This is a genomic window from Caulobacter segnis (assembly GCF_029543125.1).
Classification (GTDB): Bacteria; Pseudomonadota; Alphaproteobacteria; order Caulobacterales; family Caulobacteraceae; genus Caulobacter; species Caulobacter segnis_D.
Map to the genome: position 1 here is coordinate 48,908 of NZ_JARQWW010000008.1, position 25,117 is coordinate 74,024.

The window sequence follows — 25,117 nt, forward strand, 5'->3', positions numbered from 1 at the left end:
GCCAGGATCTGAAGGGACGGTTCAGCGGAGGTTCAGGGCCTAATGATGCGCGTGGTGCTCGGCGTTTCGCTTCCGGGTCGCCGCCGCCTTCTTGGCCGAGGCCGAGCGTTCAGCCGCTGACCGACTGGCCGAGGCTTCGCCGCCCTTCTTGCCGCCCTTCTTGGCGGCGGGATGGCCGGTGTCCTTGCCGCGACCGGAGCCGCCGGGCTTCTTGCCGCCGCCATCATCCTTGTTGACGGTGGCCCAGGCGCGTCGCTCGGCCTCCTTCTCGGAGACACCCTTAGCCTCGTAGCCCTCGGCGATGTGGTCGGCCTTGCGCTCCTGCTTGTCGGTGTACTTGGACTTGTCGCCGCGTGGCATGGCGTCCTCCTTCAACTGTAGGAGGCAACCGGCCGGAACGCCGCTTGTTCCAAGCGCTACAGGAGGGCCGCGCGCATGGCCTCGATCCGCGCCAGCTTGTCCTGGAGCGGCGCCCAGTCATCGCCGTCGGCGATCGGCGCCCACAGGGCCTCGACCTCCTCAATCAACAACTCTTCGGGTTCCGGCTTCTGGAAATAGTCCGCATCGAGCCTTTCCGGCCGGATCGACTCGTACTGCGCCAACAGCGCGCGAACAGCCGTGAAGCCCTCGGAGTCATAAGCCGCCGCCCTCGGTCCCGACATCGCTCGTTTCTCCGACGCCGTCCCACCGAACCAGTCAAAGAACACCGGCTCCCAGCGCACGGCGTCGCCGGCCTCGGCCATGGCGCGGAATAGGGTGCTGATCAGGGCGATGTCCAGCTCCTCCTCGGCGCTGGCGATTCCCAGGCGGTCGAGCACGGCGCCGCGCAGGGCGTATCGGTAGGCCCCATCGAAGGTGTTCAGCGCCGCCACCAGACCGTCGGAGCCGGTGACCAAGGTCAGGCAGGCCGCCAGCTGCTGCAGGTTCCAGAACGCCGCCTCCGGCTGGCGGCCGAAGCTGTAGAGGCCGGTCTGGTCGAAATAAGCGGCGGTGAAACCCGGCTCGTTGCGCGGCAAGAAGCGCCATGGGCCGTAGTCGAAGCTCTCTCCCGTCACCACCATGTTGTCGGTGTTCAGCACTCCATGAACGAAGCCGGCGGCCATCCAGCGGGCGGCGAGGTTGGCGGTGCGCTTCACGGTTTCGGCCAGCATGGCGGCGGGCAGGTCGTCCGTCCCCGCCAGATGCGGGAAATAGACCTCTGCCACATGCTCCACGAGCTTTCCGATCAGGTCGGCCCGGTCGAAGAAGGCGTGGCGCTGGAACGTCCCGAACCGGATGTGGCTGTGCGACAGGCGGGTCAGCACCGCCGAGCGCGTCGGGCTTGGCTCATCGCCGCGGGTGAGAGCTTCCCCCGTCTCCACCAGGGAGAAGGCGCGGGAGGTCGGCACGCCCTGCGCCTCCAGCATGGTCGCAGCCAGGATTTCGCGCACCCCGCCCTTCAGGGTCAGCCGGCCGTCGCCGCTGCGCGACCAGGGCGTCTGGCCCGATCCCTTGGTGGCGAGATCGAGCAGACGGTTGCTCCCGGCCTCGCGAAGCTGGGCGAAGAGGAAGCCCCGGCCGTCTCCGAGCTCGGGATTGTAGGTCCGGAACTGGTGGCCGTGATAGCGCATGGCCAGGGGCGCGGGCTGGTTGTCGGGCAAGGCCTCGAAGCGCGCGAAATGCGCGAGCCACTCTTCCTCTGTCAGAGTCTGAAGACCGACCGTGGCCGCAGCGCGATCATTGCGATGCCGCAGGATCGTTTCGGGGAAGGTCGCCGGGGCCGCCACATCGGCGAAGTCGGCGCCGAGCGCGGCGAAACGAGGATCGGGGCGATAGGCGGCGGAGACGGGCATGACCTGCAAATGCGCAAGAGGGCCGAACGGGCGCAAGCGCGAAGCGTCCCGATCCTGCTCGACAACGCGCGAAGGGGTCGTCTATCAAGACCGCAGAGATCAGGTCGCCTTGGCGACCAGGCTGGCGCCCTGGCGGCGAATCCGGTCCGACGCCCGTCGATAACCTGGCGTCACGACAGTCAACCGCGAGGGAGGCCGCCGTGGCGCGCAAGATCACACTCGATTTCCTCAAGACCGAAGCCGCGGCCGGCGCGGCGCTGGGACTGGCCGCCCTGGCGGCGATCATCATCGCCAACTCGCCCTGGGCGTCCGCCTATTTCTATTGGCTCAAGAGCGTACACACGCTTCAGGTCGGCCCGATCAGCCTTGAACTGACGATCTCCGATTGGATCAAGGAAGGGCTGATGGCGATCTTTTTCCTCATGGTGGGGATGGAGATCAAGTACGAGATTCTGCGCGGCGAGCTCAGCGATCCCCGCCGCTTGGCGACTCCCGTCCTGGCGGCGCTTGGCGGAATGGTCGGGCCGGCGCTGGCCTATTTCGCCGTCGGCAAGGCTCTTGGCGCGCCTGGCGCCGGATGGCCTATCCCGCTGGCCACCGACATCGCCTTCGCCCTGGCCGTCTTCGGGTTCGTCGGCAAGGGGCTGCCATCCTCGCTGCGCATCTTCCTATTGACGCTGGCCATCGTGGATGACCTGGGGGCCATCGCCCTGATCGCCCTGCTGTTCAGTGAGGGCGCCCAACTCACCCCGCTCGCGGGCGTTCTGGCTCTGCTGGTCGGCGGCGGCCTTCTGGCGGCGCGGGTGCGGCTGACTGCGCCCTTCTGGGTGCTGGGCTTCGCGGCCGTCTGGTACCTGACGGTCCTATCGGGCCTCAGCACGTCCCTGACCGCCGTGGCCTTCGCCCTGATCGTCCCGCTCAAGGCGCGCAAGGAGAACCGCCAAAGCCCGATCAAGGAGGCGATCCACGAGCTCCACCCCTACAATGCTTTCCTGGTGCTGCCGCTGTTCGCCTTCGCCAAGGCCGGCGTCTCGTTCGCGGGCATGTCGTTTTCGACTCTGGCGGCCCCGCTGGTCGTCACGATCGCCCTGGCGCTCTTCCTCGGAAAGCAGGCCGGCGTTTTGGCCATGGCCGCCCTGGCCTCCCTGCTGAAGATCGGCGCGCGGCCCACGGGCGCAACCTGGAGGCAGGTCTATGGCGTGGCGATTCTCTGCGGCGTCGGCTTCACCATGAGCCTGTTCATCGGCGTCCTGGCCTTCCCCGGCGCGGTGGATTCGCCTGAACAGGTTCAGGTGAAGCTGGGCGTGCTGGGCGGCTCGCTGCTGTCGGTGATCTGGGGCGCCATGGTGCTGGCCGGCGCGCGCAAGGCCGCCCCTTCGCAGATCTAGGGGGAACGGCGGTCACCCGCCGTACCCGACTCACGAAAGCGACGCAGGGGAAGCCTGCCGTGGTTGTCGCTTTTGCGACACATCAGCCCGATTCCGTTACGCCGTAAGGGATTCCTCTTGCTCGGCTTGGCGAACCTGATTTAGCTGAACACTTGTTCGAATGCGCAGGGTCCGCCCTGCGTGTTCGATCTGCCAAACGCGGGGCTCGACATCCGCGTGGACACAAAACTGAGGTAGGAAATGCACTTCACCCGATTCATCCGACGCTCGGCGTCTGTCCTGGTTTTGGCGTCCGCGGCTGCCAGCGCGGCCCACGCGCAAGACGCCATCGCGACGATCGACTCCATCATCGTCACCGCCCAGAAGCGCGAGCAGAACCTGCAGGACGTGCCGATCGTGGTCACGGCCCTGCCGCAACAACTGCTGCAGGACGCCGGCGTGCGGGACATCAAGGATCTGCAGATCCTGACCCCTGGCCTGAACGTCGCCTCGACGTCGAACGAAACCAACACCACCGTCCGCATCCGCGGCGTCGGCACCGTCGGCGACAACCCCGGCCTGGAATCGTCGGTCCTGGTGACCATCGACGGCGTCTATCGTCCCCGCAACGGCGTGGCCTTCAACGACCTGGGCGAACTTGAGCGCATCGAAGTGCTGAAGGGCCCGCAAGGCACCCTGTTCGGCAAGAACACCTCGGCCGGCGTCATCAACATCATCACCAAGGCTCCGGAGTTCGTCTTCGGCGCCGAGGCCGAGGCCACCTTCGGCAATTATGGCACGAAGGGCGGCTCGGTCGCCGTGACCGGTCCGATCATGGGCGACAAGTTGGCCGGCCGCCTGTTCGCGGCGGTCCGCGAACGTGACGGCTTCTATGACATCGTCACCGGCCAGGGCCCGCGCACGAACACTGAAGACGGCAATCAGGACTATTACACCGTCCGCGGCCAACTTCTGTTCACGCCGAACGACGACGTGGATGTCCGCATCATCGCCGACTACACCAAGCGCGATGAAAGCTGCTGCGTCGGCGTGCAGATCGTGAACGGCGCGACCGCCCCGATCGTCAACGCCCTGGGCGGCGGCAATGCCTTGGCCAATCCGCCGCGTCCGTTCGACCGCACCTCCTACGCCAACCGTCCGACCGATCAGGAGATCGAGGACATGGGCGCGTCGATGGAAGTGAACTGGGACCTGGAAGGCCTGGGCGGCGCGACGATCACCTCGATCACCGCCGGCCGGAACTGGAAGACCAACAACGGCCAGGACATCGACTTCACGACGATGGACCTCGCCTACCGCACCCCGGACTGGAGCACCGAGTTCGGCCAGTTCAGCCAGGAACTGCGTCTGGCCGGCCGAACCGAGCGCCTCGACTGGCAGGTGGGCCTGTTCTACGCCCGCGAGACCCTGGATCAGTACACGCCGTTCGTCTTCGGCCGTCAGTATGAGACCTATCTGAGCCTGCTGCTGTCCAGCGGCACGAACCCGAACCTGGTCTCGCTGCTCACCGGGCTGCCCTCCGGCTCGATCTTCACCCCGGGCGCCGGCGCTCGCGACACCTACAAGCAGAAGTCCAACAGCCTGGCCTTCTTCACCAACAACACGCTGAAGCTGACCGACGCCTTCGATATCACGCTGGGCCTGCGCTACACGCGTGAAGAGAAGGACCTGTCCACCCGCTACACCAACGCGCCGGGCACCAACGGCTGCGCCGCCGCCCTGAGCCGCGTGCCGATCATCGCCGGCGCCGTCGGCGCCGCGAACGCCGCGACCGTCCTTGGCAACATCTGCCTGCCCTGGACCGATCCGGGCTTCAATAACCGCGGCACCCAGCAGGCTCGCGAAGAAGACGAGCTGACCGGCACCATCAAGGCTTCGTACCGTTGGAACGAGGACGTGATGACCTATGCGTCCTACGCCCGCGGCTACAAGGCCGGCGGCTTCAACCTCGACCGGGCCCGCATTGGCCTGGGCGTGGTGAACCCGGACACGGCGTTCCCGGAAGAGACCGTCGACTCCTACGAACTGGGCCTGAAGACCAGCTGGCTGAACCGCACCCTGTCGCTGAACGCCGCGGCGTTCCATCAGGAGTTCCAGGGCTTCCAGCTGAACGCCTTCACCGGCACCAGCTACATCGTCACCTCGATCCCGAAGGTCAAATCGGTCGGCGTCGACACCGACCTCCTGTGGTTCACGCCCCTCAAGGGCCTGACCCTGCAGGGCGGCGTGACCTATGCGGTGACCGAATACGGCCAGTTCACGCCAGGCGCCGGCGTCTCGCCGCGCCTGCCGGGCGCGCGCCTGTCCTTCGCTCCGCTGTGGTCGGGTTCCATGGCCGCCAGCTATTCCCACGACCTGGGCGACACCCTGGAGCTGCGCACCAGCCTCAGCGGCAAGTACTCGTCGATGTTCAACACCGGCTCGGACCTGCACCCGGCCAAGGAGCAAGACGCCTTCTGGCTGGTCAACGCCCGCATCGCCATCGGCACCCAGGACGAACGCTGGACCGCCGAGCTGTGGGCCCAGAACCTGCTGGACGAAGAGTACCTTCAGGTGGGTTACGACGCCCCGCTGCAAAGCGGCGGCTTCGACGCCTTCCTCGGCGCCCCGCGCACCTACGGCGTGACCCTGCGGGCCAAGTTCTAAGACCCGAAGAGGTCGGACTGAAAGCAGGGCGGCCCGGAGAGATCCGGGCCGCCCTTTTCTTTTGTTGCGTCCTTCGGGACGGCCTTCGGCCATCCTCAGGATGACGAGTTCAGAGCTTCGTCATGCTGAGGAGCGCGTTAGCGCGTCTCGAAGCACGCAGGGCGCGCCTAGCCCAGTTCGCGGGAGCGCTTCACCGCCGCAGCCACGGCGTGAGACATCAGGCGCGGGAGGCCGTTCTCGTCGAACAGTACGTCAAGCGCCGCCTGGGTCGTACCGTTGGGCGAGGTCACCTGGCGGCGCAGTTCCGCGGGCGAAGTGTCGGATTGGCCCATCAGCGCGGCGGCGCCGACGATGGTGGAGCGCGCCAGCTCCGACGCCGCTTCCGGCGTCAGGCCCTGGCTGACGCCGGCGCCTTCCAGCGCCTCGACCAGGGCGTAGAGATAGGCCGGAGCCGAACCCGAAACCGCCGTGGCGGCGTGCATAAGGTTCTCATCAGTAAGGTCCACCGTCGTGGCGATGGGATCGAACAGCTTGTGGGCCAGCCCGCGCGCCTCGGCCTCAGCCGCGAAGACGCTCACCGTGCCCTTGGCCACGGCCACGGCGGTGGTCGGCATGATGCGGGCGACCGTGCGACCGCCGAAGGCCTGGCTGAGGTCCTGGGAGGAGACGCCGGCGACCATGGAGATGATCACCGCGTCCTTGGCCAGCAGGCCGGAGACCTCCTCCGCGACACCGCGCCATAGCTGTGGCTTCACCGCCAGGATGACCGTCTTGGCGGTCTTCAGGGCGCTGTCGGCGGGGTTCACCTGCGCGCCCGAGCCCGCGAAGGCTTCACCCGCGCTGGGATCACGAATGATGAGATCGGAGGTCGCGACGGCGCCCGTCTGGCGCCAACCGTCGATGATGGCGCCGCCCATACGGCCCGCGCCCAGAAGAAGGATCGGAGTCATGGGGTTGGTCTTTAAACCCCATTTCTCCAATCCGCGAGGTGGATCAGGCCAAACGTCTCAGGCTTGGCCGACGGTCTCGAACATGCAGGCGGCCATGGCCTCGTCCGGGGTCTTGGCCTTGTGCAGCAGGAAGTCGAAGGCCGGATAGAAGCGGTCAGCCGCCTCCATCGCCGCGTCGATCATCGAGGCGGCCTGGCCCAGGGTCGGACGATCGCTGGTGGGGAGGGACATGGAGTGGCGGAACACCACCTCGCCGTCCTCAGCCCAGATCTCGAAGTGACCGAGCCAGCAGCGCTGGTTGATCAGGCTCAGCAGCTCATAGGCCGCCGGGCGCTTGGTCTTGGAAGCGCGCAGGTCCAGCGACAGGCAGAGCTGAAGGCATTCCGCCTCCGGCCGCCAGGCGAACCAAAGCTCGTAGTCCTTCCAGTCGCCGGCCAGGGCGAAGGCGAGATCGCCGTCCTCGGTCCGGTCGAAGGTCAGGTTCTCGGACGCCAGCACATGCTCGACCACGTCCAGCGGATCGAGCGCCAGGAAGGCCTCTTCGTCGTCTGAGTGCGTGTCCATCGACATCCTAGTGTCCCCTTGCAAGAGGTGAGCGCGCCGCGGACCCGGCGTTAAGGTGAATCACCCCTTAACAACCGAGGCTAGACTGCTTCGCGGCCGTCACAACGCGCTTCTTGCAAGGCGCGAGCCAGCTTTCAGTGGAGGAATCAGTCCGCCTTCGGGGCGGCTTTTTTGGCGGCCGGGTTGGCCTTGGCGGCAGGCTTGGGAGCGCCGCCCTTGAGGGCCTCGATCTCGGCGCGCAGAGCCGCGACCTCGGCCTTCAGGGCGTCGAAGTCGTCACGGCGGACCAAGTCGAACTCTGCAGCGAACTTGTCGGCCTGGGCGCGGAACGCCGTCTTGGCCTCTTCTCCAGCGGCCTGGGCGATGCCCATGGCGGCGGTGGTCAGCTTGGCGAATTCGTCGAGGAACGGGTTCTGGGTCTGCATCGTCGGCTCTTTTCGGGACGCAATGGACGTCCCTGCTTGTCCCTATATGGGAAAGGGCAGGTGAAAGCGAAGGACTTTGCCTTTACAGGTTGATGCGGCGTCTCACCGCACAGGACATCGCCTTCGTGCCATTCCCCGAATTTCTCGATCCCATCCTCATCCAGATCGGCCCCTTCGCCATCCGCTGGTACGCTCTGGCCTATGTGGCCGGCATCCTGCTGGGCTGGCGCTATGCCGTCGGCCTGGTGAAGAACCCGCGCCTGTGGGGCGGCCAGACGCCGCCGATCACGCCGGAGAAGATCGACGACCTGATCTTGTGGATCACCCTGGGCGTCATCGGCGGGGGGCGGCTGGGCTATGTGCTGTTCTACAGCCCGGCCATCATCGTCGAGAACCCGATCGAGATCCTGCAGGTCTGGAACGGTGGCATGAGCTTCCATGGCGGCTGCCTCGGCGTGATCGTCGCCGTGATCGCCTTCGCCTGGGGCAACAAGATCGACATACGCCGCCTGGGCGACGTGGTGGCCCCGGCCGTGCCCTTCGGCCTGTTCTTCGGCCGCCTGGCCAACTTCATCAACGGCGAGCTGTGGGGCCGCGTCACCGACGCGCCCTGGGGCGTGATCTTCCCCGGCGCGGGGCCGTATCCGCGCCATCCCAGCCAGATCTATGAGGCGGCTTTGGAAGGCCTGGCTCTGTTTATCCTGCTGCGTCTGGCCACCCACAAGTGGATGTGGCTGCAACGTCGCGGCGCGGTGGCCGGCCTGTTCCTGGTGGGCTACGCGGTGTTCCGCGCCAGCCTGGAGAACGTGCGCCAGCCGGACGCCTTCATGCCGAACTTCCCGCTGGGCCTGACCATGGGGATGATGCTGTCCCTGCCCATGCTGGCGGCGGGCGTCATCTTCATCGCCCTGGCCCTGCGCGAACCCCATCCCGAAAAGGCATAGGGCCGGTCCATGAGCCTGCGTGACCGGCTGATCGCAGAGATCTCGGCGACCGGCCCGATCAGCGTCGCCGACTACATGCTGCGCTGCCTGCACGACCCGCGGAACGGCTACTACGCCACGCGTCCGGCCCTGGGCGCGGGCGGCGACTTCATCACCGCGCCCCTGATCAGCCAGATGTTCGGCGAACTGATCGGCCTGTGGTGCGCGGAGGTCTGGAGCCGGCTGGGCGAGCCTGCGCAGTTCCGGCTGGTCGAGGCGGGGCCCGGCGACGGCACGCTGATGAGCGACCTGCTGCGCGCCGCGCGCCTGGCGCCGGGTTTCATCGCCGGCGCCGACCTGTGGCTGGTGGAGACCTCCCGCCCCCTGCGCGCGCTTCAGGCCGAAAAGCTGGCGGGCGCCCCGCTGACGCCGCGATGGGCTGACGACCTGGATCAGGTCCCCGGCGGCGCACCTTTGATCCTGGCCTCCAACGAGCTGCTGGACTGCCTGCCCGCCCGGCAATTCGTGCGCACCGGGCAAGGATGGGCTGAGCGGCTGGTGGCCCTGGACGATGACGGCGCCCTGGCGTTCCGCCTTGGTCCGCCCGCCCCGGCGCCGACGGCGGCCGAAATCCCGCTGGGCGTGGTGTTCGAAACGTCTCCCGTCCAGCAGGCTTTCGGCTCAAGCTTGGGCGAACGGATCGCGCGCGACGGGGGAGCCGCCCTGCTGATCGATTACGGTCGAGACGCGCCAGGTCCTGGCGACACCCTGCAGGCGCTGAAGGATCACCAGAAGGTCGATCCCCTCGCCTGCCCCGGCGAGGCCGACCTCACCGTCCACGCCGACTTCCCCGCCGCCCTCGCCGCCGCGCGGCAAGCCGGCGCATCGACCGCGCCGATCCTTGGCCAAGGCAAATTCCTTGCCCGCCTAGGCATCGAGCAACGCGCCGCCGCTTTGGCCGCCGCCCGCCCGGATCGCGCCGAGGTGATCGACCGCCAGCTTGCCCGCCTGGTCGAACCCGATCAGATGGGGACTCTTTTCAAGGCGGCGTGCGTTCATTCCCAGAACCTTGTCCCGCCCGGTTTCGAAGAGGCCTGATCGCTTGACCGAACTGCCCTCAGTCCAGTCCGCCCTGCTGGCCGCCGTCCCCGGCGTCCGCCACGCCTTCTTCACCCGCAAGGGCGGCGTCTCGACCGGCATCTATGACAGCCTGAACATCGGCCGGGGCTCGAAGGACGAGCCTGCCGACGTGGCCGAAAACCGCGCCCGCGCCGCCGCCCATTTCGGCGGCAAGTCCGGCGACCTGGACACCTGCTTCCAGATCCATTCGACCATCGCCATCGTCGCCGACGGCTCCTGGGGCGATGCACGGCCGGAGGGTGACGCCATCGTCTCCAAGACCCCCGGCGTCATCTGCGGCGCGCTTTCGGCCGACTGCGCACCCGTCCTGATCGTCGACCCCGTGGCCCGCATCGTCGCCTCGGCCCATGCCGGCTGGCGCGGGGCGCTGGACGGCGTGGTGCAGTCGGCGGTGGACACCATGGTCGAGCTTGGCGCCGATCCGACCAACATGATCGCCGCCGTGGGCCCCTGCATCGGCCCCGCCTCCTACGAGGTTGGCCTCGACTTCTTCGAACGCTTCGCCGCCGACGCCCCAGGCTCCGAACAGTTCTTCTCGACCGGCAAGTCCGCCGACAAGCGCCAGTTCGACCTGCCCGCCTTCGTGCTCGAGCGCCTGCGCGCGGCCGGGGTCGAGCAACGCGAGTGGGTCGGTCGCGACACCTGCGCCGAGGAAAACCTGTTCTTTTCCAACCGCAGGGCGGTGCTGCGCGGCGAAGGCGACTATGGGCGCCTTCTGTCGGCGATCATGCTGACCTGAAAGCCACGCTCGGGCGTTTAGGGATTCTTGAGCTTGTTCTCAGCCGACTCCCTGCTAGAAGCCCGCGCAACACCACAACAGTTCTGCGACGGGGCCCTCGATGAAGCTGCTGGCTGGCAACTCCAACCGTACTCTCGCGGGCGCGATCGCCGACTACCTGGACCTACCGCTGACCAAGGCTCAGGTCCGCCGCTTCGCCGACAACGAGGTGTTCGTCACCATCGACGAGAACGTCCGCGGCGAGGACGTCTTCATCATCCAGTCGACGTCGTATCCGGCGAACGACAACCTGATGGAGCTGTTGATCTGCATCGACGCCCTGAAGCGCGCGTCGGGCAAGCGGATCACCGCCGTGGTTCCCTATTTCGGCTACGCCCGGCAGGACCGTAAGACCGGCGGCCGCACCCCTATTTCAGCAAAGCTGGTGGCCAACCTGATCACCCGCGCCGGCGCCGACCGCGTCCTGACCATGGACCTGCACGCCGGCCAGATTCAGGGCTTCTTCGACATTCCCACGGACAATCTGCTGCCGACCCCGCTGCTGGCCGCCGACATCCGCGAGAACTACACCAAGGCCGCCGACCTGATGATCGTGTCGCCGGACGTGGGCGGCGTGGTCCGCGCCCGCGCCCTGGCCAAGCGTCTCGACGCGGACCTGGCCATCGTCGACAAGCGCCGCTCCGGTCCCGGCCAGAGCGAGGTCATGAACATCATCGGCGACGTCCAGGGCCGCCGCTGCATCCTGTTCGACGACATCGCCGACAGCGCCGGCACCTTGTGCAACGCCGCCGAGGCCCTGATCGCCAACGGCGCCACCGAAGTCGCCGCCTACGTCACCCACGGCGTCCTGTCCGGCGCGGCCTATGACCGGGTCGGCAAATCCGTGCTCAAGGAACTGGTGGTCACCGACTCCATCGAGCAGCCGGAAGAAGCCCTGAAGTCCTGCGGCAAGGTCCGCCTGGTCTCCTGCGCCCCGCTGATCGGCGAAGCCATCCGCCGCATCGCCAACGAAGAGTCCGTGTCGAAGCTGTTCGACTAAGCCCGCGCGCCTAGGCTCACCCTCTTTAAATTCAACAGTTTTCACGAGGTTCGCCTTGCCAGGATCGCCGTTCGCCGCCTAGATATGTAAGCGCTTATATATCTAGGTGGCCTGAGTGATCCAACGACGCTGCTTTCTTGCCCGCTCCGCCGCGTTGCTGGCCGCGCCCCTCGCCACATGCGCCCAGGCGCAGAGCGCAGCCTCTCTGCCCGCCGACCTCGCCAACCAGCTCGAGGCCCATGCCCGCAAGGCGCCTACCGCCGGCGCGGCGGTGGCTGTGGCGCGCGGCGGAACGCTGCTGGGAAGCTGGACATACGGCTTCGCCTCTTTGGCCTTCGAGACGCCGGTGAGGGACGACACCCTGTTCGCCTGCGCTTCGGTCGGAAAACATGTGACGGCGTTGGGCATCCTGAAGCTGGTGGACCAAGGCCGCGTGACGCTGGACGCCTCCGTCAGCGCCTATCTGCCGAACGTCCCGGCGGCGTGGGCGGACCGATCCATCCGATCCTTGCTGAACCACACCAGCGGCATTCCCGACCACTCGCTCGCGCCGTTCAAGCCTTCGCTGACCGAGGACGATCCCAGCCGCGAGGAGTTTCTGAAGCGCGCGCTCTATCGCGAGCCGTTGTTCGCCCCTGGCCAAGGTTGGTCCTACTGCAACACCAACTATGTGCTGCTGGGCTGGATCGTCGAGGACATGATGGGTGCGCCCCTAGCCGAGGCGCTGCGCCAGAACGTGCTCCGGGGCCTGCCCACCGCGCGATATGACGGCCCCGGCGTGGTGACCCCACGCCTCGCCGAGCCCTACCAATACTATCAGCGCTACTGGCGCGTGCCCGAGGCCCAGACCGACCAAGCCAGCGGCGCGGGCGGCGTGCAGCTTTCGGTGCGCGACATCGCCCCCTGGGGCCAAGCCCTGAGCCAAGACCGCGTGGCGAGCCGCCAGGCTATGCGCCAGGCCCTTGAATGGGCGACCCTGGGGTCTGGCCAGCGCCTGCCCTATGGGTTCGGCTGGTTCTTGGATGAGGTGAGGGGCGAGCCCGTGCAATGGCACACCGGCGGCGCGCCCGGTCATACGGCCGTCCTGCTGCGGCATGGCGCCGAGGACCTGACCGTGGCGGTGATGATGAACACCGATCCGCCCAGCCGCTTCCTGCGGACCATGGCCTGGACGGCGGCCCGCGCCTTCGCCCCACAGGCGACCTATCTGGATCTGCCGCCCCTGCGGCGCGATCGTGTCGATCAACGCCTGGCCGACCTGATCGGCGCCGGCGGCCCGCTCAAGCCGTCGCCTGGCGTGTTCTCGGAGGATTTCGCCCGTGTTCTGGCCGATCCTGTCGAGCAGCGCCGGTTCGCCATCGGCTTCAAGACCGACGCCCAGGCGACGCCGATCGAGGAGTACAAGGTCGAGCGCGGACGCATGCGCCGCTACCAGATCGAGGACGCCGACAAGACCGATTGGCGACTGGTCGGCTTTGACGACCAGGACCGCATCTTCTGGATTTGGGGCTGCTAGGCCCGGACGGCGGTGATCTCGACCCCCGCCGCCTGAGCGTTCGGGGCCAGGGCCAGAGGTTTCTCCACGCGGACGCGCACGCGGGTCACGCGGCTGTCGGCCAGACAGGCGTGGGCCAGTCGTTCGGCGAAGGTCTCGACCAGGTCGATGCGTCCCTCGGCCACGATGGCGCGGGCGGCTTCGCCCACGCTTTCGTAGTTCACGGTGTCGGCCAGACGCTCGAAGCCCGAGGCGGCGACGTCCATCTCCACATCCACCACCAGCGGCTGCAGGCGGCCATGCTCGTGCTTGTAGACGCCGATCTCGGCCTCCACGGCCAGGCCGCGCACGAACACCTTCACGCCAACCACGCGGGTGGCGGGCTGTTCGTCAGTGGAGAATTGCAGAGGGCTGGGGGCGGTCACGGTCCGGCCTTTCAAGCGCCGATGATGTCGGGCGTCCGCCAGGCGAGATGCTGGCCGCCATCGACGGCGATCATCTGGCCCGTCACCGACCCTGCGTCAATCAGGTAGCGCAGGGCTGCGGCGATCTCGTCCGGCGACGCGGGCTTGCCCAGGGGCACATTGGCCGCTTCCTGGTCGAACTCGCCGTTGTTCTGATGGATCGAGGCCAGGGTCGGTCCCGGTCCGATGGCGTTGACGCGGATGCGCGGCGCCAACGCCTGAGCCAGGGTCTGGGTCGCCCACCAAAGGCCCGCCTTGGACAGGCTGTAGCTGAAGAACTGCGGGTTCGGCCGCCAGACACGCTGGTCGACGATGTTGACGATCAGGCTGTCGTCCGGCGCCTGCGCCGCGAAGGCCTGGGCCAGCAGGATGGGGGCCCGCAGGTTGGCGCCCATATGCGCGTCAAAGCTTTCCGCGGTCAGGGTCTCGATGCGGTCGTCCTGGAACAGGGACGCGCAGTTGACCAGCAGGGTCAGCGGCTCCCCCACGGCGGTCAGCAGGGCGCCCCGCTCCGCATCGTGGGTCAGATCGGCATGGGCCGCGACCGCGCGACGCCCCAGGGCCTCGATCCGCGCCACCGTCTCGGCGGCGTCCTCGGCCGCGCCACGGTGATGCACCACAACGTCATAGCCCGCCTGCGCGCACGCGATGGCCAGAGCCTGCCCGATCCGTCGAGCGGCTCCCGTGACCAGGGCCCATCCCATGCGCTTCACCCTTTCTAAACTTGACAGCACAACTATCAGTTGAGCAGATCTAAAACACACGCCAAGATGCCCGCATGGCCCGTCGCAATCCCAGCCTGGACAGTGAAGCCGCTGAGTTCCCGGTTCGCAAGGACGACGCCCGCGGCTGTGACCTCCACCATCTCTTCAGCAAGCTGACCGACCAGATCTGCGGTGAGTTCGTCACCCCCGACACGATCCTTTCCCTGAACCTCTGCCCTGAGCTTCGTGCGCCACGCCTCGTCGCGTCCCAGATCGCCGCCGATCTCTTCCGGACCACGGTGCTCTGCGCCGCCGCCCTTTGGTCCGGGGGCGTACTGTCAATTCTGGCGGACGGCATCCCGACCGAGGTCAGCGTCGCGGTCGGCGTCCGTGTCGATCCCGCCACCACGCTTGATCACCCGGTGCTGCGCATGGCGGCCGCCACCGCGCGCGACGCCGAGGCCGAACTCACTGTCCGGATCACGGGCGACCGCCTGACCCTGTCGCTGGTCATTCAGGCTCCGCTCGCCCCGCCCGGCGTCCTGCTTGTCGAGGCCGACAATCCGCAACGCGCGGAGATTCGCGCCGCCCTGCTGGACGCCGGTTTCGCCGTGGAGGTCGCGGCGGGACCGGAGGCCTTGCTGCGCCTGCTGGCGTCAGGGCCCTATGCGGCGGTGCTGATCGATATGGAGGACGAAAGGTCGGACGTCGTCGCCATCGCCCGGACGGCGCGCGGCGCGCACCCGGATACGGCGGTCTTCGCCTTGGCGCCCCAGGACCTCGCGCCCAACCGCCAGATGCTGGATCAGGCGGGGTTCGCGGGCATGCTTCGCAAGCCGTTCAGCGCGGATCGGCTCCGCGCCTTGATCGGTCGTTAGTCGATACGGCCGAACTCGAAGAAGTTCAGGGCGCAGATGACGCCAATGAAACCGAAAATGACGGCGAGCGCGAGCATGTCGGAAACTCCAGAAGTGCGAACCGGGCTTTAGCGGTCGAGGAACGGGACGGCAAGCCCGCAGGCGTCTATAGGGGCGCATGTCCTGGCGTCGCCGCATCGAACCCTTCACTCGGCCCCTGTTCAAGGTGTTCTCCCGCGCCACGCGTTCCATGACGCTGGGCGTACGCGGCCTGGTGGTGAATGAAGCGGGCTGGATCCTGCTGGTGGAGCACACCTATCTGCCCGGCTGGTATCTGCCCGGCGGCGGGGTGGAGCGCGGCGAGACCGCTGAGGCCGCCCTGGCCCGTGAGATGGAAGAAGAGGCCGGCGTGCGGCTGGAAGGCCGCCCGCGCCTGCTGTCGTTCCATTCCAATGACCACGCGTTCAGCGGCGACCACGTTCTGATCTACCGTATCGACCGCTGGAGCCCCTGCCCCCTGACCTCGCGCGGGGAAATCGCCGCGGTCGAATGGTTCGATCCCGAAAACCTGCCGGACGCCGTGACCCCGGCCACCCGCGCCCGCATCATGGAAGCCCTCGGCAAGGTGGAACCCGACCTGCGCTGGTGACGCCGCCCCTTCCCACCTGATCAACGATCATTAGAATGATTGTTTGAATTCCAGAGGCTGCACGACAGCAGCCCTACAGGGCAGGAGCAGGCGGATGCGCGACTATACGAAGTTCTACATCGACGGCGCCTGGGTGCAGCCGTCGGCGGCCAAGACGCTGGATGTCATCAACCCGGCCAACGAGGCGGTCGCCGGCCGCATCTCCATGGGCTCGGAAAGCGATGTGGACGCCGCCGTCATGGCCGCGCGCGCAGCTTTCGACACCTTCTCCCAGACCAGCCGCGAAGAGCGCATCGACCTGCTGGAGCGCATCGTCGCCGAGTACCAGAAGCGCTACGAGGACATGGCGAAGGCCATCACCGAGGAGATGGGCGCTCCATCCTGGCTAGCTCAGCGCGCCCAGGCGGCCATGGGCGTCGGCCACATCCAGACCGCCATCGCCGTGCTGAAGGACTACCGCTTCGAGGAAGATCGCGGCACGACCCGCCTTGTGAAGGAGCCGATCGGCGTCTGCGGCTTCATCACGCCCTGGAACTGGCCGGTGAACCAGATCGCCTGCAAGGTCGCGCCGGCCCTGGCGACCGGCTGCACCATGGTGCTGAAGCCGTCCGAGGTCGCGCCCTTCAGCGGCTACATCTTCGCCGAGATCATGCATGCCGCCGGCGTTCCGGCGGGCGTGTTCAACCTGGTGAACGGCGACGGCCCGACGGTTGGCGCGGCGATCTCCAGCCATCCGGAAGTGGACATGGTGTCCTTCACCGGCTCCACCCGCGCAGGGATCGAGGTGGCGCGCGCCGCCGCCCCGACCGTCAAGCGCGTGCACCAGGAGCTGGGCGGCAAGAGCCCCAACATCATTCTGGAAGACGCCGATTTCGCCAAGGCCGTGGCCGGCGGGGTGTCGTCCGTGATGATGAACTCGGGCCAGTCCTGCAACGCCCCGACCCGCATGCTGGTCCCTGCCGGCAAGATGGATGAAGTGATCGGCATCGCCAAGGCGGCGGCCGAGGGCTTCAACGTCGGCGACCCCACGGGCAACGCCAAGATGGGCCCGGTGGTCTCCGAGGTGCAGTGGAACAAGATCCAGGGCCTGATCCAGAAGGGCGTCGACGAAGGCGCGACCCTGGTCACCGGCGGCCCCGGCCGGCCGGAAGGTCTGAACAAGGGCTACTATGTAAAACCAACCGTCTTCGCCAACGTCACTAACGACATGACCATCGCCAAGGAGGAGATCTTCGGCCCCGTGGTCGCCATCCTCGGCTACGACACGGTTGATGAGGCCGTGACGATCGGCAACGACACCGAATACGGCCTGGCCGCCTATGTGTCGGGCTCCGATCCCGCCAAGGTCCGCGCCGTCGCTTCACGCCTGCGCGCCGGCCAGGTGAACCTCAATGGCGCCACCCCCGATCTGATGGCCCCCTTCGGCGGCTACAAGATGAGCGGCAACGGCCGCGAATGGGGCGACCACGCGTTCGGGGAGTTCCTGGAGACCAAGGCCGTGCTGGGCTTCAACGCCCCGGCGGCGGCTGAATAGAGCCGTCTCCCGGGGAAACGCCGAAAGGCGTTCCCCGGGGCGTCAGGTGACCTTCGTCCAGACCTGGCTTTTGCAAAGCAGGCCGCCGATAACGCAGCCCTTTGCAAGCAGCCGCCCGGCGTCCACCGGCTCGGCAAGGCCAGTGAAGTTGCGGTTCAGCTCCGGTACGAACACCTTGCCGCGCCACACGCCGCGGCGCTCGTCCAGCTCGAGGTTCTTGAGCACTTGCGTGCCCACAAGGCTGTCGGTTCCGGCATTGCGCGCCTTGGCCTGCGCCTTGGGCGAAGCCCAGACAACCGTCCCGCAAGCAGCGGCGCCGCACGGCCTGATCTCGACGCGCACGTTGTCCTTGGGATTGCGCCAGACGCCGAAGGCATCTGAGGTGGCGGGCTGCGCCAGCGCGGACTGGCCGCCCAGAAGGATTGCGGCGACAGCCACGAAGGCGGTGACAATTGAACGAAGCATGGCGCCCATCTAAGGAGCCACGACGCAGATACAATATGGCGCGGCGCCGCATGCCTGCGTCCAGGAAGGTCTGCCCGCCTCAGCCCGGCAGCCGCACCACCGCCCGCAAGCCGCCTAGCGGCGAGCGGTCCAGCACCAGATCGCCGCCCAGGCCGCGCGCCACATCGCGGGCGATCGCCAGCCCCAGCCCGACGCCCTTCTCGTTCTGATTTCTGGATTCATCGAGCCGGTTGAAGGGGCGGAACGCCTCTTCGTAACGCTCCTCGGGAATGCCGGGGCCGTCGTCGTCCACCAGGATCTCGACACCGCCGGCCGCGCTGCGGCGGGCGGCCACCTCCACCCGCTCGCCGTGGACAGCGGCGTTCATCACCAGGTTGGACAAGGCTCGCTTGAGGGCGTTGGGCCGCACGGCGACCTCCAGCTCCGGGTCGGCGTCGACGCTGACACGCGCCCCCGCGCGCGCCGCCCCCTCGCTGACCTCCTCGATCAGAACACGCAGGGAGGCCAGCTCCACGGCCTCCCCGCCCTCGCCACGGGCGAAGGCCAGATACTCGTCGATCATGTGCTCCATCTCGGCGAGGTCGCGCTTCATCGCCTCGATCCGAGGGCTGGGCTCGGCCAGGGCCAGCTCCAGCTTCAGACGGGTCAGCGGCGTGCGCAGGTCATGGCTCACCGAGGCGAGCAGGGTCGTCCGCTGCTCGATGTGACGCTGGATGCGCGCCTTCATGGCCAGGAAGGCCTGGGCCGCCTGACGCACCTCGCGCGCCCCCCAGGGCTTGAAGGCCGGCGCGTCCCCGCCGCGGCCGAAGGTGTCCGCCGCCTCGGCCAGGCGTTCGATGGCCCGCACCTGATTGCGGATGAACAGCAGGGCCACCGCCGTCAGCAGCAGGGTCGCGCCCGCCATCCACAGCACGAAGATGTGGCCCTGGGTCGCCACCGCCCGGTCACGCGGGGCGATGATGCGGATGACGCCCTGATCCACCTTCACCCGTATGTCCACATAAGCCGGATATCGGTCCGAGGCGTCGAACCAGAACGGCTCATCCAGCCGCGCCGACAGGGCGCGCTGCAACGACCGGTCCACCGCCGCGAACAGCGCCGCGCGTTTGCCAATGGGCAGCTCCCGCCCCGGCTGCAGGGCGATGGAGAGGGACAGGGAATCCTCGGCCCGCTGCTCCAGTCGCGCCAGGGTTTCGGGCCTGGGGTCGTCCTGATAGCTCTCGACCGCCCAGGCCACCTCGCCCGCCAGGCCTTCCGACAGGCGGCTGTTCACCGTCTCCCAGTGCGCGTCAAAGAACGCCCAGGTCACCGCCATCTGCATCAGGGCGATCGGCAGGATGATGATCAGCAGGCTGCGCCCGAACAGCGATGTCGGCACATAGCGACGCATCAGCCGGGGCCAGAAGATCCTGAACCAGCGGCGCATATCAGTCCGGCGCCAGGCGATATCCGATGCCCCGGACCGTCTGGAGGTAGCGGGGGTTCTTCGGGTCCGGCTCGATCTTGCGGCGCAAACGCGTGACCTGAACGTCCACGGCGCGGCCGGTGATGTCGGCGGCGTCCCGGGCCAGATCCATGCGGTCCACAGGCTCATGGACGGCGCGGGCCAGCTGGCGCAGAAGTTCGACTTCAGCCTCAGTCAGACGCACGGGCTCCCCCGCGCGGGTCAATTCGCCGCGTTCGGGATCAAAGGCGCAGTCGCCCATCATCAGACTTTCCGACAGGGTCACACGCGGCCCGGCCCGACGCAGGATCGCCTCGATCCGCAGCAACAGCTCCTGCGGCTCGAACGGCTTGGACAGATAGTCGTCGGCCCCCAAGGTCAGGCCCTCGATCCGGTCAGACGAATGATCCCGGGCGGTCAGCATCAGGATCGGCGTGCGGCCAGCCTCCCCAGCGCGGGCGCGCAGAGACTTTGTGAAGGCGAAGCCATCCTCGCCCGGCATCATCACGTCCAGCACCATCAGGTCGAAGTCGAACGCGTCCATCAGCTTGCGGGCGGCGGCGGCGTCCTGGGCGGCGGTGACGCGGAAGCCGGCGCGGGCCAGGAATTCCTTGATCAGGGTGCGGATGCGGTCGTCGTCGTCGACGACCAGCAGGTGACGGTCACGCGCTTCCGCAGGGGTCATGCCGCTTCGCTCCGGCGAACGCCGATGGAGACCCTGGGCCCAGCCAGGGCCGACAGAATACGCCGTGTGCCGGCCACCCCGTCCAGCCCCCCCGTGCGATAGGCCTTGGCGACCACGGCGCGCAGGCGTTCGCTGACCCTGCTCTCGAAGGCCGCGCCCTCGCTGGTCAGCTCCGTTGTGCGGCGGCGGGCGTCCAGGTCCCCCGCGGTCTTATGGACGTAACCGGCCTTCTCCAGGTCGGACAAGGTGCGGCTGGCGGCCTGTTTCGACAGGCCGGTCATGCGGGCCAACTCCTGCACCCCCACCGCCGGACGGCGGCGCAGCAACAGCGCGGCGCGCCAATGCGAGCGGCCCAGCCCCTTGGGCTCCGCCTCCAGCGCCGCGTCCACGGCGGCCCAGATGCCGGCCTCGGCCAGCAGGATCAGCTCCAGGCCGGAATCCAGTTCGTCATCACGGAGGATCAGTCGCGGATCGGCCGGCGCACTCATGCCAGGGTCTCCAAAGGTCGGGTCACGCCGTGGCTCGGCGAACAGCCCCGCACGGTGGCTGAGAACGCCTTTCCCCGCAAGGCGACGCCCGCCCCGCGGGGGCGGGACGGGCGCTTCTTCACCTAGACTGTGGCGGGCTTTAGACCAGCCAGGCGTTCGGACGCGGATAGGCTTCGTCGCGCGCCAGATAGACGAGGCCGACAATGGTCCGCACCAGGAACCAGATCGCGATCGCGCCCATGAACATGAGGCTGACGAGCAAGCCCGGAATGCCGATGAGCAGGAAGCTCAGCGGGATGCTGACTGCGAACACCGCGCCAGCGACGAGGAGGCCGACGGCCGCGATCCAGAACGTCCGGATCTGGAACGTGTAGTGGCTCTTCATCTTCGGGCCGGCGGTTCCCTCCTGGACGTGGGCGAGGATCACGCCGATGATGAAGGTCAGCCCGTTCGAGAATCCGAGCAGGTACAGAGCGTAGACGATCCCCGGGAGAAGACGGTCTTCGCTTGCCGCGACAGGCGCGGCGGGAATGACGGTTTCAGGGGTGGCGTCGGTCATGTGGTCTCCTTTTCTGTGCTTGGATTTTGCGGCCGAACGCCGGTCAGAAGCAAATTAAGCCTTCGACACTTTGTGAAGGATCGGAAACCTTTCCACTCAAGGGGATTGAACGCCCGAGCTTGTTTTGCGTTCGATCATGCTGCGTGGCTCAGCTTGTAAAAACAGGGTTAACGATCCACCGTCACACTATTGCCCGTACTGGCGCTTAACCGGCGCTAACCCCTTCAATTTTCGAGGATCTCCGCCAGATGATTCGAATTAGCCGCGTTAAGGCCCTGGCGGGCCTCAGCTTGCTTGCCGTCCTGACCGCCTGCGCGACGCCCGAGGCCCCGCCGCCCCCGCCGCCCGTGGCCTATGTGCCGCCGCCGATCACCCTGTCGCCCCGCATCGTCGAACAGGCCGCCGCTTATCGTGGCTACATGCAAAGCGCGGGCGCGGTTTCCGCCGGCTTCACCGACGGCCTTCAGGTGGCTCAGGCCGTGAAAACCGGTTCGGCCTATGAAAGCCGCCAGCTGGTGTCCGGCGCGGTCGCCTACGCCGCCGTGGTCGCCCTGCAGGATCCGGCTTTCGTCTCGGCCGTGCGCGAATTCGCCGCCAACCAGACCCAGCGCCAGCAGGTCACCCAGCAGATTCTCCGCGATCCGGCCTACGCCGTGGTCATCAAGGGCTCGGACACCGCCGCCGGCCTGGTGATTGCGGCCCTGGGGACCGACGCCACCCAGGTCTATATGAATGGACGGGCCGTGAAGCAGGCCGCCTACGACATCCAGCGCCAGAAATGGTCCCTGGCGGCGGTCGCCAACCGCGAAAGCCGCCTGGCGGAAGCCAAGGCGCTTTCCGCCACGCCGCCCCAGGCCTCGCCGGATGAAACCGCCCGCCTGCATCAGGTCAGCACGGGCGTCACGCCGCTCGGCCTGACGCCGACCTCCGCGCCGCCGCCCTACACCCCGCTGGTGATCCGCGGCCTGGCCGTGGCCGCCCTGGCGGCCCTGGGCGAAGCCGGCGACATGCACATGGCGACGGTCCAGCCCCTGCTGGCCGAACCCTCGGCCGGCCAGTGCCTGAACCTGGCCAAGCTGAACCTCTATCAGTGCCTGGCCGTGGCCAAGCCGCACTATGAAGACGTGTTCTGCGTCGGCCAGCACATCCTGATGGACACCGGCCAGTGCCTCATCAAGAGCTCCGGCGCGGCCATGCCCTATATCCCGCCCCCGCCGGCCCCGGTTAAGGCCACCGTGAAGGCCCCGGTGAAGAAGAAGGCGCCGGCCAAGAAGAAGGGCTGATCGCCCGTATTCGATTCAGAGTCGCGCGGGGCGTTGCAACGTCCCGCGCCCTCGTGTATCTAGCCGCACCCTATTCATCCGACTGTCACCGCGCGGATATCACGCGCGGCGTTTCGTTTTGAGAAAAGACCTATGGCCGAGATCGTTCTGAACGTCGAAGTCCGTGAGCGCGCCGGCACCGGCGGCGCCCGCGCGTCCCGCAATGCTGGCAAGGTTCCCGGCGTCCTCTACGGCGGCGGCAAGAACCCCGTCATGATCGAGGTTCGCTCGAACGAGTTCCGCAAGGCGCTCTATACGGGCAAGCTGTCGGGCCACCTGGTGACCCTGAAGTACGGCGAAGAGACCCAGCCGGTCATCGCCAAGGACATCCAGTTCCATCCGGTCACGGATGAGCCGATCCACTTCGACCTGTATCGCGTGGACGAGTCCCAGACGATCAAGATCGAAGTCCCGGTTCACTTCAAGAACCACGACACCTCGCCGGGCATGAAGGCCGGCGGTTCGCTGGAAGTCGTGCGTCACACGGTCGAGCTGTCCTGCCCGGCCAACGCCATTCCGGAAGAACTGATCATCGACCTGTCGACCCACAACATCGGCGACACCATCCGCATGTCGGAAATCAAGCTGCCGAAGGGCGTGAAGCCGGCTCTGGACCGCGACTTCGTGATCGCCAACATCAAGGTCTCGTCGGCCGCGATGTCGGAAGCCGCTGAAGAAGCCGCCACCGAAGAGTAAGTTTCTCCCTTCGGGGCTGAACCGTTCATCGCCCGCGAAGGCTCTGCCTTCGCGGGCGATTTCGTATCCGGGAACACGCCATGCTGATCCTCGCCGGCCTCGGCAACCCCGAGAGCAAGTACGAGAAGAACCGCCACAACGTCGGCTTCATGGCCGTGGACGCCCTGGCGCGCAAATGGTCCACCGCCCCGTGGCGCAGCCGGTTCCAGGGCATGGCCTGCGAGGGCCAGGTCAGCACCCCGGACGGCCCGGTCAAGCTGCTGCTGCTGAAGCCCAAGACCTATTACAACGAGAGCGGCCGCGCCGTGGGCGAGGCCATGAAGTTCTTCAAGCTCGCGCCGGCTGACGTCATCGTCTTCCACGACGAGATCGACATGGCGCCCGGCCGCTTCCGCATGAAGTCGGGCGGCGGCGCGGCCGGCAACAACGGCATCCGCTCCGTCACCAGCCAGATCGGCGATGCTTTCCGCCGCGGCCGCATCGGCGTCGGCCATCCCGGCCACAAGGACGCGGTGATGCACTACGTCCTGGGCGACTTCCACAAGGTCGACCACCAGTGGCTCGATCCCATGCTGGACGCCATCGCCGACGCCCTGCCCTTCGCCGCCATGGGCGACGACGAGCGCTACCAGGCCGAGATCATGCGCCTGGCTCCCGCGCCCAAGGCGGATCCGCGTAAGCGCGAGGACTAGGCCGGCAGGCGCGCGCCGATGAAGTCGGCGGCGTTGAGCGCCGCTGGATGGCCTCGGTTGCAAAGGACCACCGTCACGTCGTCGCGATAGACGGCGAAGTCGCCGTTGACGCCCGGTGCGCTGCCGCCATGACCATAGTAGGTCGCGCCGTTGCGGCTGCGGATCGCCATGCCGAGGCCCCAATGGGATGATCCCGCGACCACCTTCGGCGTGGTCATTGCGGCCAGGGTCGCCGGTTTGACCAACCGCCCCGCGCGCAGACCGATGGCGAAGGCGTGCATGTCTTCGACGGTTGAATATCCGCCCCCGGCCGGCAGACCGTCGTAGGGTGTCAACGCCTTCAATCCTGTCGCCCTGGCGCCGGTGTAGGGCCTGGCCGTCGGCTTAGACGATGCAAAGCCTTGCGAGGTCGACACCATTCCGGCCGGCATGAAGATCGCCTCCTGGAACACAGCTTCATAGGGCTTGCCCGCCACCCGTTCGAGAATCGCGCCCAGCAGCACGAAGCCGTAGTTGCTGTAGCCCCATCGGGCGCCGGGCTCGAAGATCGGCTCGCGGGCGCCGTAGAAGCGGACGAGATCGGCCGGCGTCTTCAGCTTGTCGATATTGGCGTCGTACTGCGGGCCAAAGATATCGCCCGTGCCGCCGGTGTGGGTCAGCAGGCGCTCGACGGTCACACGGCTGGCCAGGGCCTGGTTGGGATAGTCCGGCAGGTGGACCGCCAGCGTGTCGGAAAGCTTCAGACGCCCCGACTCGACCATCTGCATGACGGCCACGGCGGTGAACATCTTGCCCATGGAACCTATGCAGAATCGCATGGACGGCGTGACGGCCGCCCCGGTTGATTCATCGGCCATGCCATGGGCCACTTTGAGCAGCACCTTTTCTCCACGCGCCGTCAGGGCCGCGCCGTTGAAGCGGCCGACAGCCCCTTCCTCCCGCAACTTCTCTACCGACGCGGCTATGGCGAGACGCTCATCCAAGCGCTGCAAAGCCTCCCCCGGGGCGCCGGCGAAGGCGATGTCGTCGAGCTTCTCGCCGCCGGTCGCGGTCAGCACCACCTTGGACCGTCGATCCCAGGCCCGGTCCTTCATGATGGCGGTGATCTCGTTGGCGCCCGTCACCTGGGACGACACCAACTGGAAGCCGCCCGTCACCTCGCGCACGGAAAGGTCGTCGTCCACATAGGGCCGAACGCTCGGCGCCAGCGTCTCCACGAACTGCTTGTAGATTCTCAGGTCAGGATCATTGAAGGCCGCCAGCCAGCGCTTCAGCCACGACTGGAGCAAGCCATCATCCGCGTGACTCACGCCGGACGCCAGCAGCCCGGCGCCCGCGACGCCCGAGATGAGAAGATCGCGCCTGTTCACGACGAGGGCTCCACCCTAACCTTATGGGCCACCCTTGTAACTAGTAA

The 25,117-nt window shown here is 67.3% G+C and carries 26 protein-coding genes; 13 read left to right on the top strand and 13 right to left on the bottom strand.

Annotation, left to right across the window (positions count from 1 at the left end; all coding sequences use genetic code 11):
- Positions 1–39: 39 nt before the first annotated feature.
- Together P7B02_RS18975 and P7B02_RS18980 are read right to left on the bottom strand one after the other, a co-directional pair.
- Positions 40–360, bottom strand: a complete 321-nt coding sequence (locus tag P7B02_RS18975; RefSeq protein ID WP_277787930.1) for a plasmid stabilization protein — start codon at positions 358–360, stop codon at positions 40–42.
- 56 nt (positions 361–416) lie between these two features.
- Positions 417–1,832 (bottom strand): protein adenylyltransferase SelO, encoded by a 1,416-nt coding sequence (locus tag P7B02_RS18980; protein WP_277787931.1) that lies wholly within the window; start codon positions 1,830–1,832, stop codon positions 417–419.
- A gap of 200 nt (positions 1,833–2,032) precedes the next feature.
- Here P7B02_RS18980 and nhaA point away from each other — a divergent pair, with 200 nt between their 5' ends.
- The gene (gene nhaA / locus P7B02_RS18985) at positions 2,033–3,220 is read left to right on the top strand and encodes a Na+/H+ antiporter NhaA (protein WP_277787932.1); all 1,188 of its coding nucleotides are present in this window, start codon (positions 2,033–2,035) and stop codon (positions 3,218–3,220) included.
- A 240-nt stretch (positions 3,221–3,460) separates the two neighbouring features.
- The gene (locus P7B02_RS18990; protein WP_277787933.1) at positions 3,461–5,866 is read left to right on the top strand and encodes a TonB-dependent receptor; all 2,406 of its coding nucleotides are present in this window, start codon (positions 3,461–3,463) and stop codon (positions 5,864–5,866) included.
- Between the two features lie 167 nt (positions 5,867–6,033).
- Here the strand turns inward: P7B02_RS18990 and proC are convergent, their stop codons facing one another.
- From proC to P7B02_RS19005, 3 genes are all read right to left on the bottom strand, one after another.
- Positions 6,034–6,816, bottom strand: a complete 783-nt coding sequence (gene proC / locus P7B02_RS18995; protein WP_277787934.1) for a pyrroline-5-carboxylate reductase — start codon at positions 6,814–6,816, stop codon at positions 6,034–6,036.
- Between the two features lie 57 nt (positions 6,817–6,873).
- Positions 6,874–7,380: a YbjN domain-containing protein gene (locus P7B02_RS19000; RefSeq protein WP_277787935.1), complete on the bottom strand. Its 507-nt coding sequence runs from the start codon at positions 7,378–7,380 to the stop codon at positions 6,874–6,876.
- Positions 7,381–7,526: 146 nt separating this feature from the next.
- Positions 7,527–7,805, bottom strand: a complete 279-nt coding sequence (locus tag P7B02_RS19005) for an accessory factor UbiK family protein (RefSeq protein WP_277787936.1) — start codon at positions 7,803–7,805, stop codon at positions 7,527–7,529.
- 92 nt (positions 7,806–7,897) lie between these two features.
- Between P7B02_RS19005 and lgt the strand changes: the two genes are divergently transcribed.
- From lgt to P7B02_RS19030, 5 genes are all read left to right on the top strand, one after another.
- Positions 7,898–8,749, top strand: a complete 852-nt coding sequence (gene lgt / locus P7B02_RS19010) for a prolipoprotein diacylglyceryl transferase (protein ID WP_431355835.1) — start codon at positions 7,898–7,900, stop codon at positions 8,747–8,749.
- 9 nt (positions 8,750–8,758) lie between these two features.
- A complete protein-coding gene (locus P7B02_RS19015; RefSeq protein WP_277787937.1) occupies positions 8,759–9,826 on the top strand; it encodes a class I SAM-dependent methyltransferase in 1,068 nt (355 codons plus the stop codon).
- 4 nt (positions 9,827–9,830) lie between these two features.
- On the top strand, positions 9,831–10,607 hold the full coding sequence (pgeF, locus tag P7B02_RS19020; protein WP_277787938.1) for a peptidoglycan editing factor PgeF: 777 nt from the start codon (positions 9,831–9,833) through the stop codon (positions 10,605–10,607).
- 100 nt (positions 10,608–10,707) lie between these two features.
- The gene (locus P7B02_RS19025) at positions 10,708–11,646 is read left to right on the top strand and encodes a ribose-phosphate pyrophosphokinase (protein ID WP_277787939.1); all 939 of its coding nucleotides are present in this window, start codon (positions 10,708–10,710) and stop codon (positions 11,644–11,646) included.
- A gap of 115 nt (positions 11,647–11,761) precedes the next feature.
- Positions 11,762–13,162 (top strand): serine hydrolase domain-containing protein, encoded by a 1,401-nt coding sequence (locus tag P7B02_RS19030; RefSeq protein WP_277787940.1) that lies wholly within the window; start codon positions 11,762–11,764, stop codon positions 13,160–13,162.
- On the opposite strand, the gene folB is transcribed toward P7B02_RS19030, so the two are convergent.
- On the bottom strand, positions 13,159–13,566 hold the full coding sequence (gene folB, locus P7B02_RS19035) for a dihydroneopterin aldolase (RefSeq protein ID WP_431355836.1): 408 nt from the start codon (positions 13,564–13,566) through the stop codon (positions 13,159–13,161). The two genes, P7B02_RS19030 and folB, sit on opposite strands and share 4 nt — an antisense overlap.
- An 11-nt stretch (positions 13,567–13,577) precedes the next feature.
- Entirely contained in the window at positions 13,578–14,309 is a 732-nt protein-coding gene (locus P7B02_RS19040; RefSeq protein ID WP_431355837.1) for an SDR family oxidoreductase, read from the bottom strand.
- Between the two features lie 74 nt (positions 14,310–14,383).
- On the opposite strand from P7B02_RS19040, the gene P7B02_RS19045 reads away from it, so the two are divergent.
- The 3 genes from P7B02_RS19045 (at position 14,384) to P7B02_RS19055 (ending at position 17,349) form a co-directional block, all read left to right on the top strand.
- Positions 14,384–15,187: a response regulator gene (locus P7B02_RS19045; RefSeq protein WP_277787942.1), complete on the top strand. Its 804-nt coding sequence runs from the start codon at positions 14,384–14,386 to the stop codon at positions 15,185–15,187.
- A gap of 157 nt (positions 15,188–15,344) precedes the next feature.
- Positions 15,345–15,815, top strand: a complete 471-nt coding sequence (locus P7B02_RS19050) for an NUDIX domain-containing protein (protein ID WP_277787943.1) — start codon at positions 15,345–15,347, stop codon at positions 15,813–15,815.
- Positions 15,816–15,909: 94 nt separating this feature from the next.
- Complete coding sequence (locus tag P7B02_RS19055; protein WP_277787944.1) at positions 15,910–17,349, top strand: aldehyde dehydrogenase family protein; 1,440 nt, start codon at positions 15,910–15,912, stop codon at positions 17,347–17,349.
- A 42-nt stretch (positions 17,350–17,391) separates the two neighbouring features.
- Here the strand turns inward: P7B02_RS19055 and P7B02_RS19060 are convergent, their stop codons facing one another.
- The 5 genes from P7B02_RS19060 to P7B02_RS19080 all read right to left on the bottom strand — a co-directional run bounded on the left by P7B02_RS19060 (position 17,392) and on the right by P7B02_RS19080 (position 20,990).
- Entirely contained in the window at positions 17,392–17,814 is a 423-nt protein-coding gene (locus P7B02_RS19060) for a DUF2147 domain-containing protein (protein WP_277787945.1), read from the bottom strand.
- Positions 17,815–17,893: 79 nt separating this feature from the next.
- Positions 17,894–19,240 carry an ATP-binding protein gene (locus tag P7B02_RS19065; RefSeq protein WP_277787946.1) on the bottom strand — a complete coding sequence of 449 codons (1,347 nt, stop codon included), beginning with the start codon at positions 19,238–19,240 and terminating at the stop codon, positions 17,894–17,896.
- 1 nt (position 19,241) lies between these two features.
- A complete protein-coding gene (locus P7B02_RS19070; protein ID WP_277787947.1) occupies positions 19,242–19,943 on the bottom strand; it encodes a response regulator in 702 nt (233 codons plus the stop codon).
- On the bottom strand, positions 19,940–20,431 hold the full coding sequence (locus P7B02_RS19075) for a MarR family winged helix-turn-helix transcriptional regulator (RefSeq protein ID WP_277787948.1): 492 nt from the start codon (positions 20,429–20,431) through the stop codon (positions 19,940–19,942). The genes P7B02_RS19070 and P7B02_RS19075 overlap by 4 nt, the downstream gene beginning before the upstream one ends.
- Positions 20,432–20,570: 139 nt before the next feature.
- A complete protein-coding gene (locus P7B02_RS19080; protein ID WP_277787949.1) occupies positions 20,571–20,990 on the bottom strand; it encodes a DUF4870 family protein in 420 nt (139 codons plus the stop codon).
- Between the two features lie 248 nt (positions 20,991–21,238).
- On the opposite strand from P7B02_RS19080, the gene P7B02_RS19085 reads away from it, so the two are divergent.
- From P7B02_RS19085 to pth, 3 genes are all read left to right on the top strand, one after another.
- A complete protein-coding gene (locus P7B02_RS19085; RefSeq protein ID WP_277787950.1) occupies positions 21,239–22,273 on the top strand; it encodes a hypothetical protein in 1,035 nt (344 codons plus the stop codon).
- A 132-nt stretch (positions 22,274–22,405) separates the two neighbouring features.
- On the top strand, positions 22,406–23,008 hold the full coding sequence (locus tag P7B02_RS19090; RefSeq protein WP_277787951.1) for a 50S ribosomal protein L25/general stress protein Ctc: 603 nt from the start codon (positions 22,406–22,408) through the stop codon (positions 23,006–23,008).
- 80 nt (positions 23,009–23,088) lie between these two features.
- Entirely contained in the window at positions 23,089–23,700 is a 612-nt protein-coding gene (pth, locus tag P7B02_RS19095; protein ID WP_277787952.1) for an aminoacyl-tRNA hydrolase, read from the top strand.
- Here pth and P7B02_RS19100 read toward each other — a convergent pair.
- Positions 23,697–25,070 carry a serine hydrolase domain-containing protein gene (locus P7B02_RS19100; protein WP_277787953.1) on the bottom strand — a complete coding sequence of 458 codons (1,374 nt, stop codon included), beginning with the start codon at positions 25,068–25,070 and terminating at the stop codon, positions 23,697–23,699. The two genes, pth and P7B02_RS19100, sit on opposite strands and share 4 nt — an antisense overlap.
- Positions 25,071–25,117 lie beyond the last annotated feature (47 nt).

What these genes read in the sequence shown, in the direction of transcription:
- P7B02_RS18975 (WP_277787930.1), bottom strand. Translation starts at nt 360, where the DNA reads ATGCCACGCGGCGACAAGTCCAAGTACACCGACAAGCAGGAGCGCAAG.
- P7B02_RS18980 (WP_277787931.1), bottom strand. Translation starts at nt 1,832, where the DNA reads ATGCCCGTCTCCGCCGCCTATCGCCCCGATCCTCGTTTCGCCGCGCTC.
- P7B02_RS18990 (WP_277787933.1), top strand. Translation starts at nt 3,461, where the DNA reads ATGCACTTCACCCGATTCATCCGACGCTCGGCGTCTGTCCTGGTTTTG.
- proC (WP_277787934.1), bottom strand. Translation starts at nt 6,816, where the DNA reads ATGACTCCGATCCTTCTTCTGGGCGCGGGCCGTATGGGCGGCGCCATC.
- P7B02_RS19000 (WP_277787935.1), bottom strand. Translation starts at nt 7,380, where the DNA reads ATGGACACGCACTCAGACGACGAAGAGGCCTTCCTGGCGCTCGATCCG.
- P7B02_RS19005 (WP_277787936.1), bottom strand. Translation starts at nt 7,805, where the DNA reads ATGCAGACCCAGAACCCGTTCCTCGACGAATTCGCCAAGCTGACCACC.
- lgt (WP_431355835.1), top strand. Translation starts at nt 7,898, where the DNA reads ATGCGGCGTCTCACCGCACAGGACATCGCCTTCGTGCCATTCCCCGAA.
- P7B02_RS19015 (WP_277787937.1), top strand. Translation starts at nt 8,759, where the DNA reads ATGAGCCTGCGTGACCGGCTGATCGCAGAGATCTCGGCGACCGGCCCG.
- P7B02_RS19025 (WP_277787939.1), top strand. Translation starts at nt 10,708, where the DNA reads ATGAAGCTGCTGGCTGGCAACTCCAACCGTACTCTCGCGGGCGCGATC.
- P7B02_RS19040 (WP_431355837.1), bottom strand. Translation starts at nt 14,309, where the DNA reads ATGGGATGGGCCCTGGTCACGGGAGCCGCTCGACGGATCGGGCAGGCT.
- P7B02_RS19045 (WP_277787942.1), top strand. Translation starts at nt 14,384, where the DNA reads ATGGCCCGTCGCAATCCCAGCCTGGACAGTGAAGCCGCTGAGTTCCCG.
- P7B02_RS19050 (WP_277787943.1), top strand. Translation starts at nt 15,345, where the DNA reads ATGTCCTGGCGTCGCCGCATCGAACCCTTCACTCGGCCCCTGTTCAAG.
- P7B02_RS19055 (WP_277787944.1), top strand. Translation starts at nt 15,910, where the DNA reads ATGCGCGACTATACGAAGTTCTACATCGACGGCGCCTGGGTGCAGCCG.
- P7B02_RS19060 (WP_277787945.1), bottom strand. Translation starts at nt 17,814, where the DNA reads ATGCTTCGTTCAATTGTCACCGCCTTCGTGGCTGTCGCCGCAATCCTT.
- P7B02_RS19065 (WP_277787946.1), bottom strand. Translation starts at nt 19,240, where the DNA reads ATGCGCCGCTGGTTCAGGATCTTCTGGCCCCGGCTGATGCGTCGCTAT.
- P7B02_RS19070 (WP_277787947.1), bottom strand. Translation starts at nt 19,943, where the DNA reads ATGACCCCTGCGGAAGCGCGTGACCGTCACCTGCTGGTCGTCGACGAC.
- P7B02_RS19075 (WP_277787948.1), bottom strand. Translation starts at nt 20,431, where the DNA reads ATGAGTGCGCCGGCCGATCCGCGACTGATCCTCCGTGATGACGAACTG.
- P7B02_RS19080 (WP_277787949.1), bottom strand. Translation starts at nt 20,990, where the DNA reads ATGACCGACGCCACCCCTGAAACCGTCATTCCCGCCGCGCCTGTCGCG.
- P7B02_RS19085 (WP_277787950.1), top strand. Translation starts at nt 21,239, where the DNA reads ATGATTCGAATTAGCCGCGTTAAGGCCCTGGCGGGCCTCAGCTTGCTT.
- P7B02_RS19090 (WP_277787951.1), top strand. Translation starts at nt 22,406, where the DNA reads ATGGCCGAGATCGTTCTGAACGTCGAAGTCCGTGAGCGCGCCGGCACC.
- pth (WP_277787952.1), top strand. Translation starts at nt 23,089, where the DNA reads ATGCTGATCCTCGCCGGCCTCGGCAACCCCGAGAGCAAGTACGAGAAG.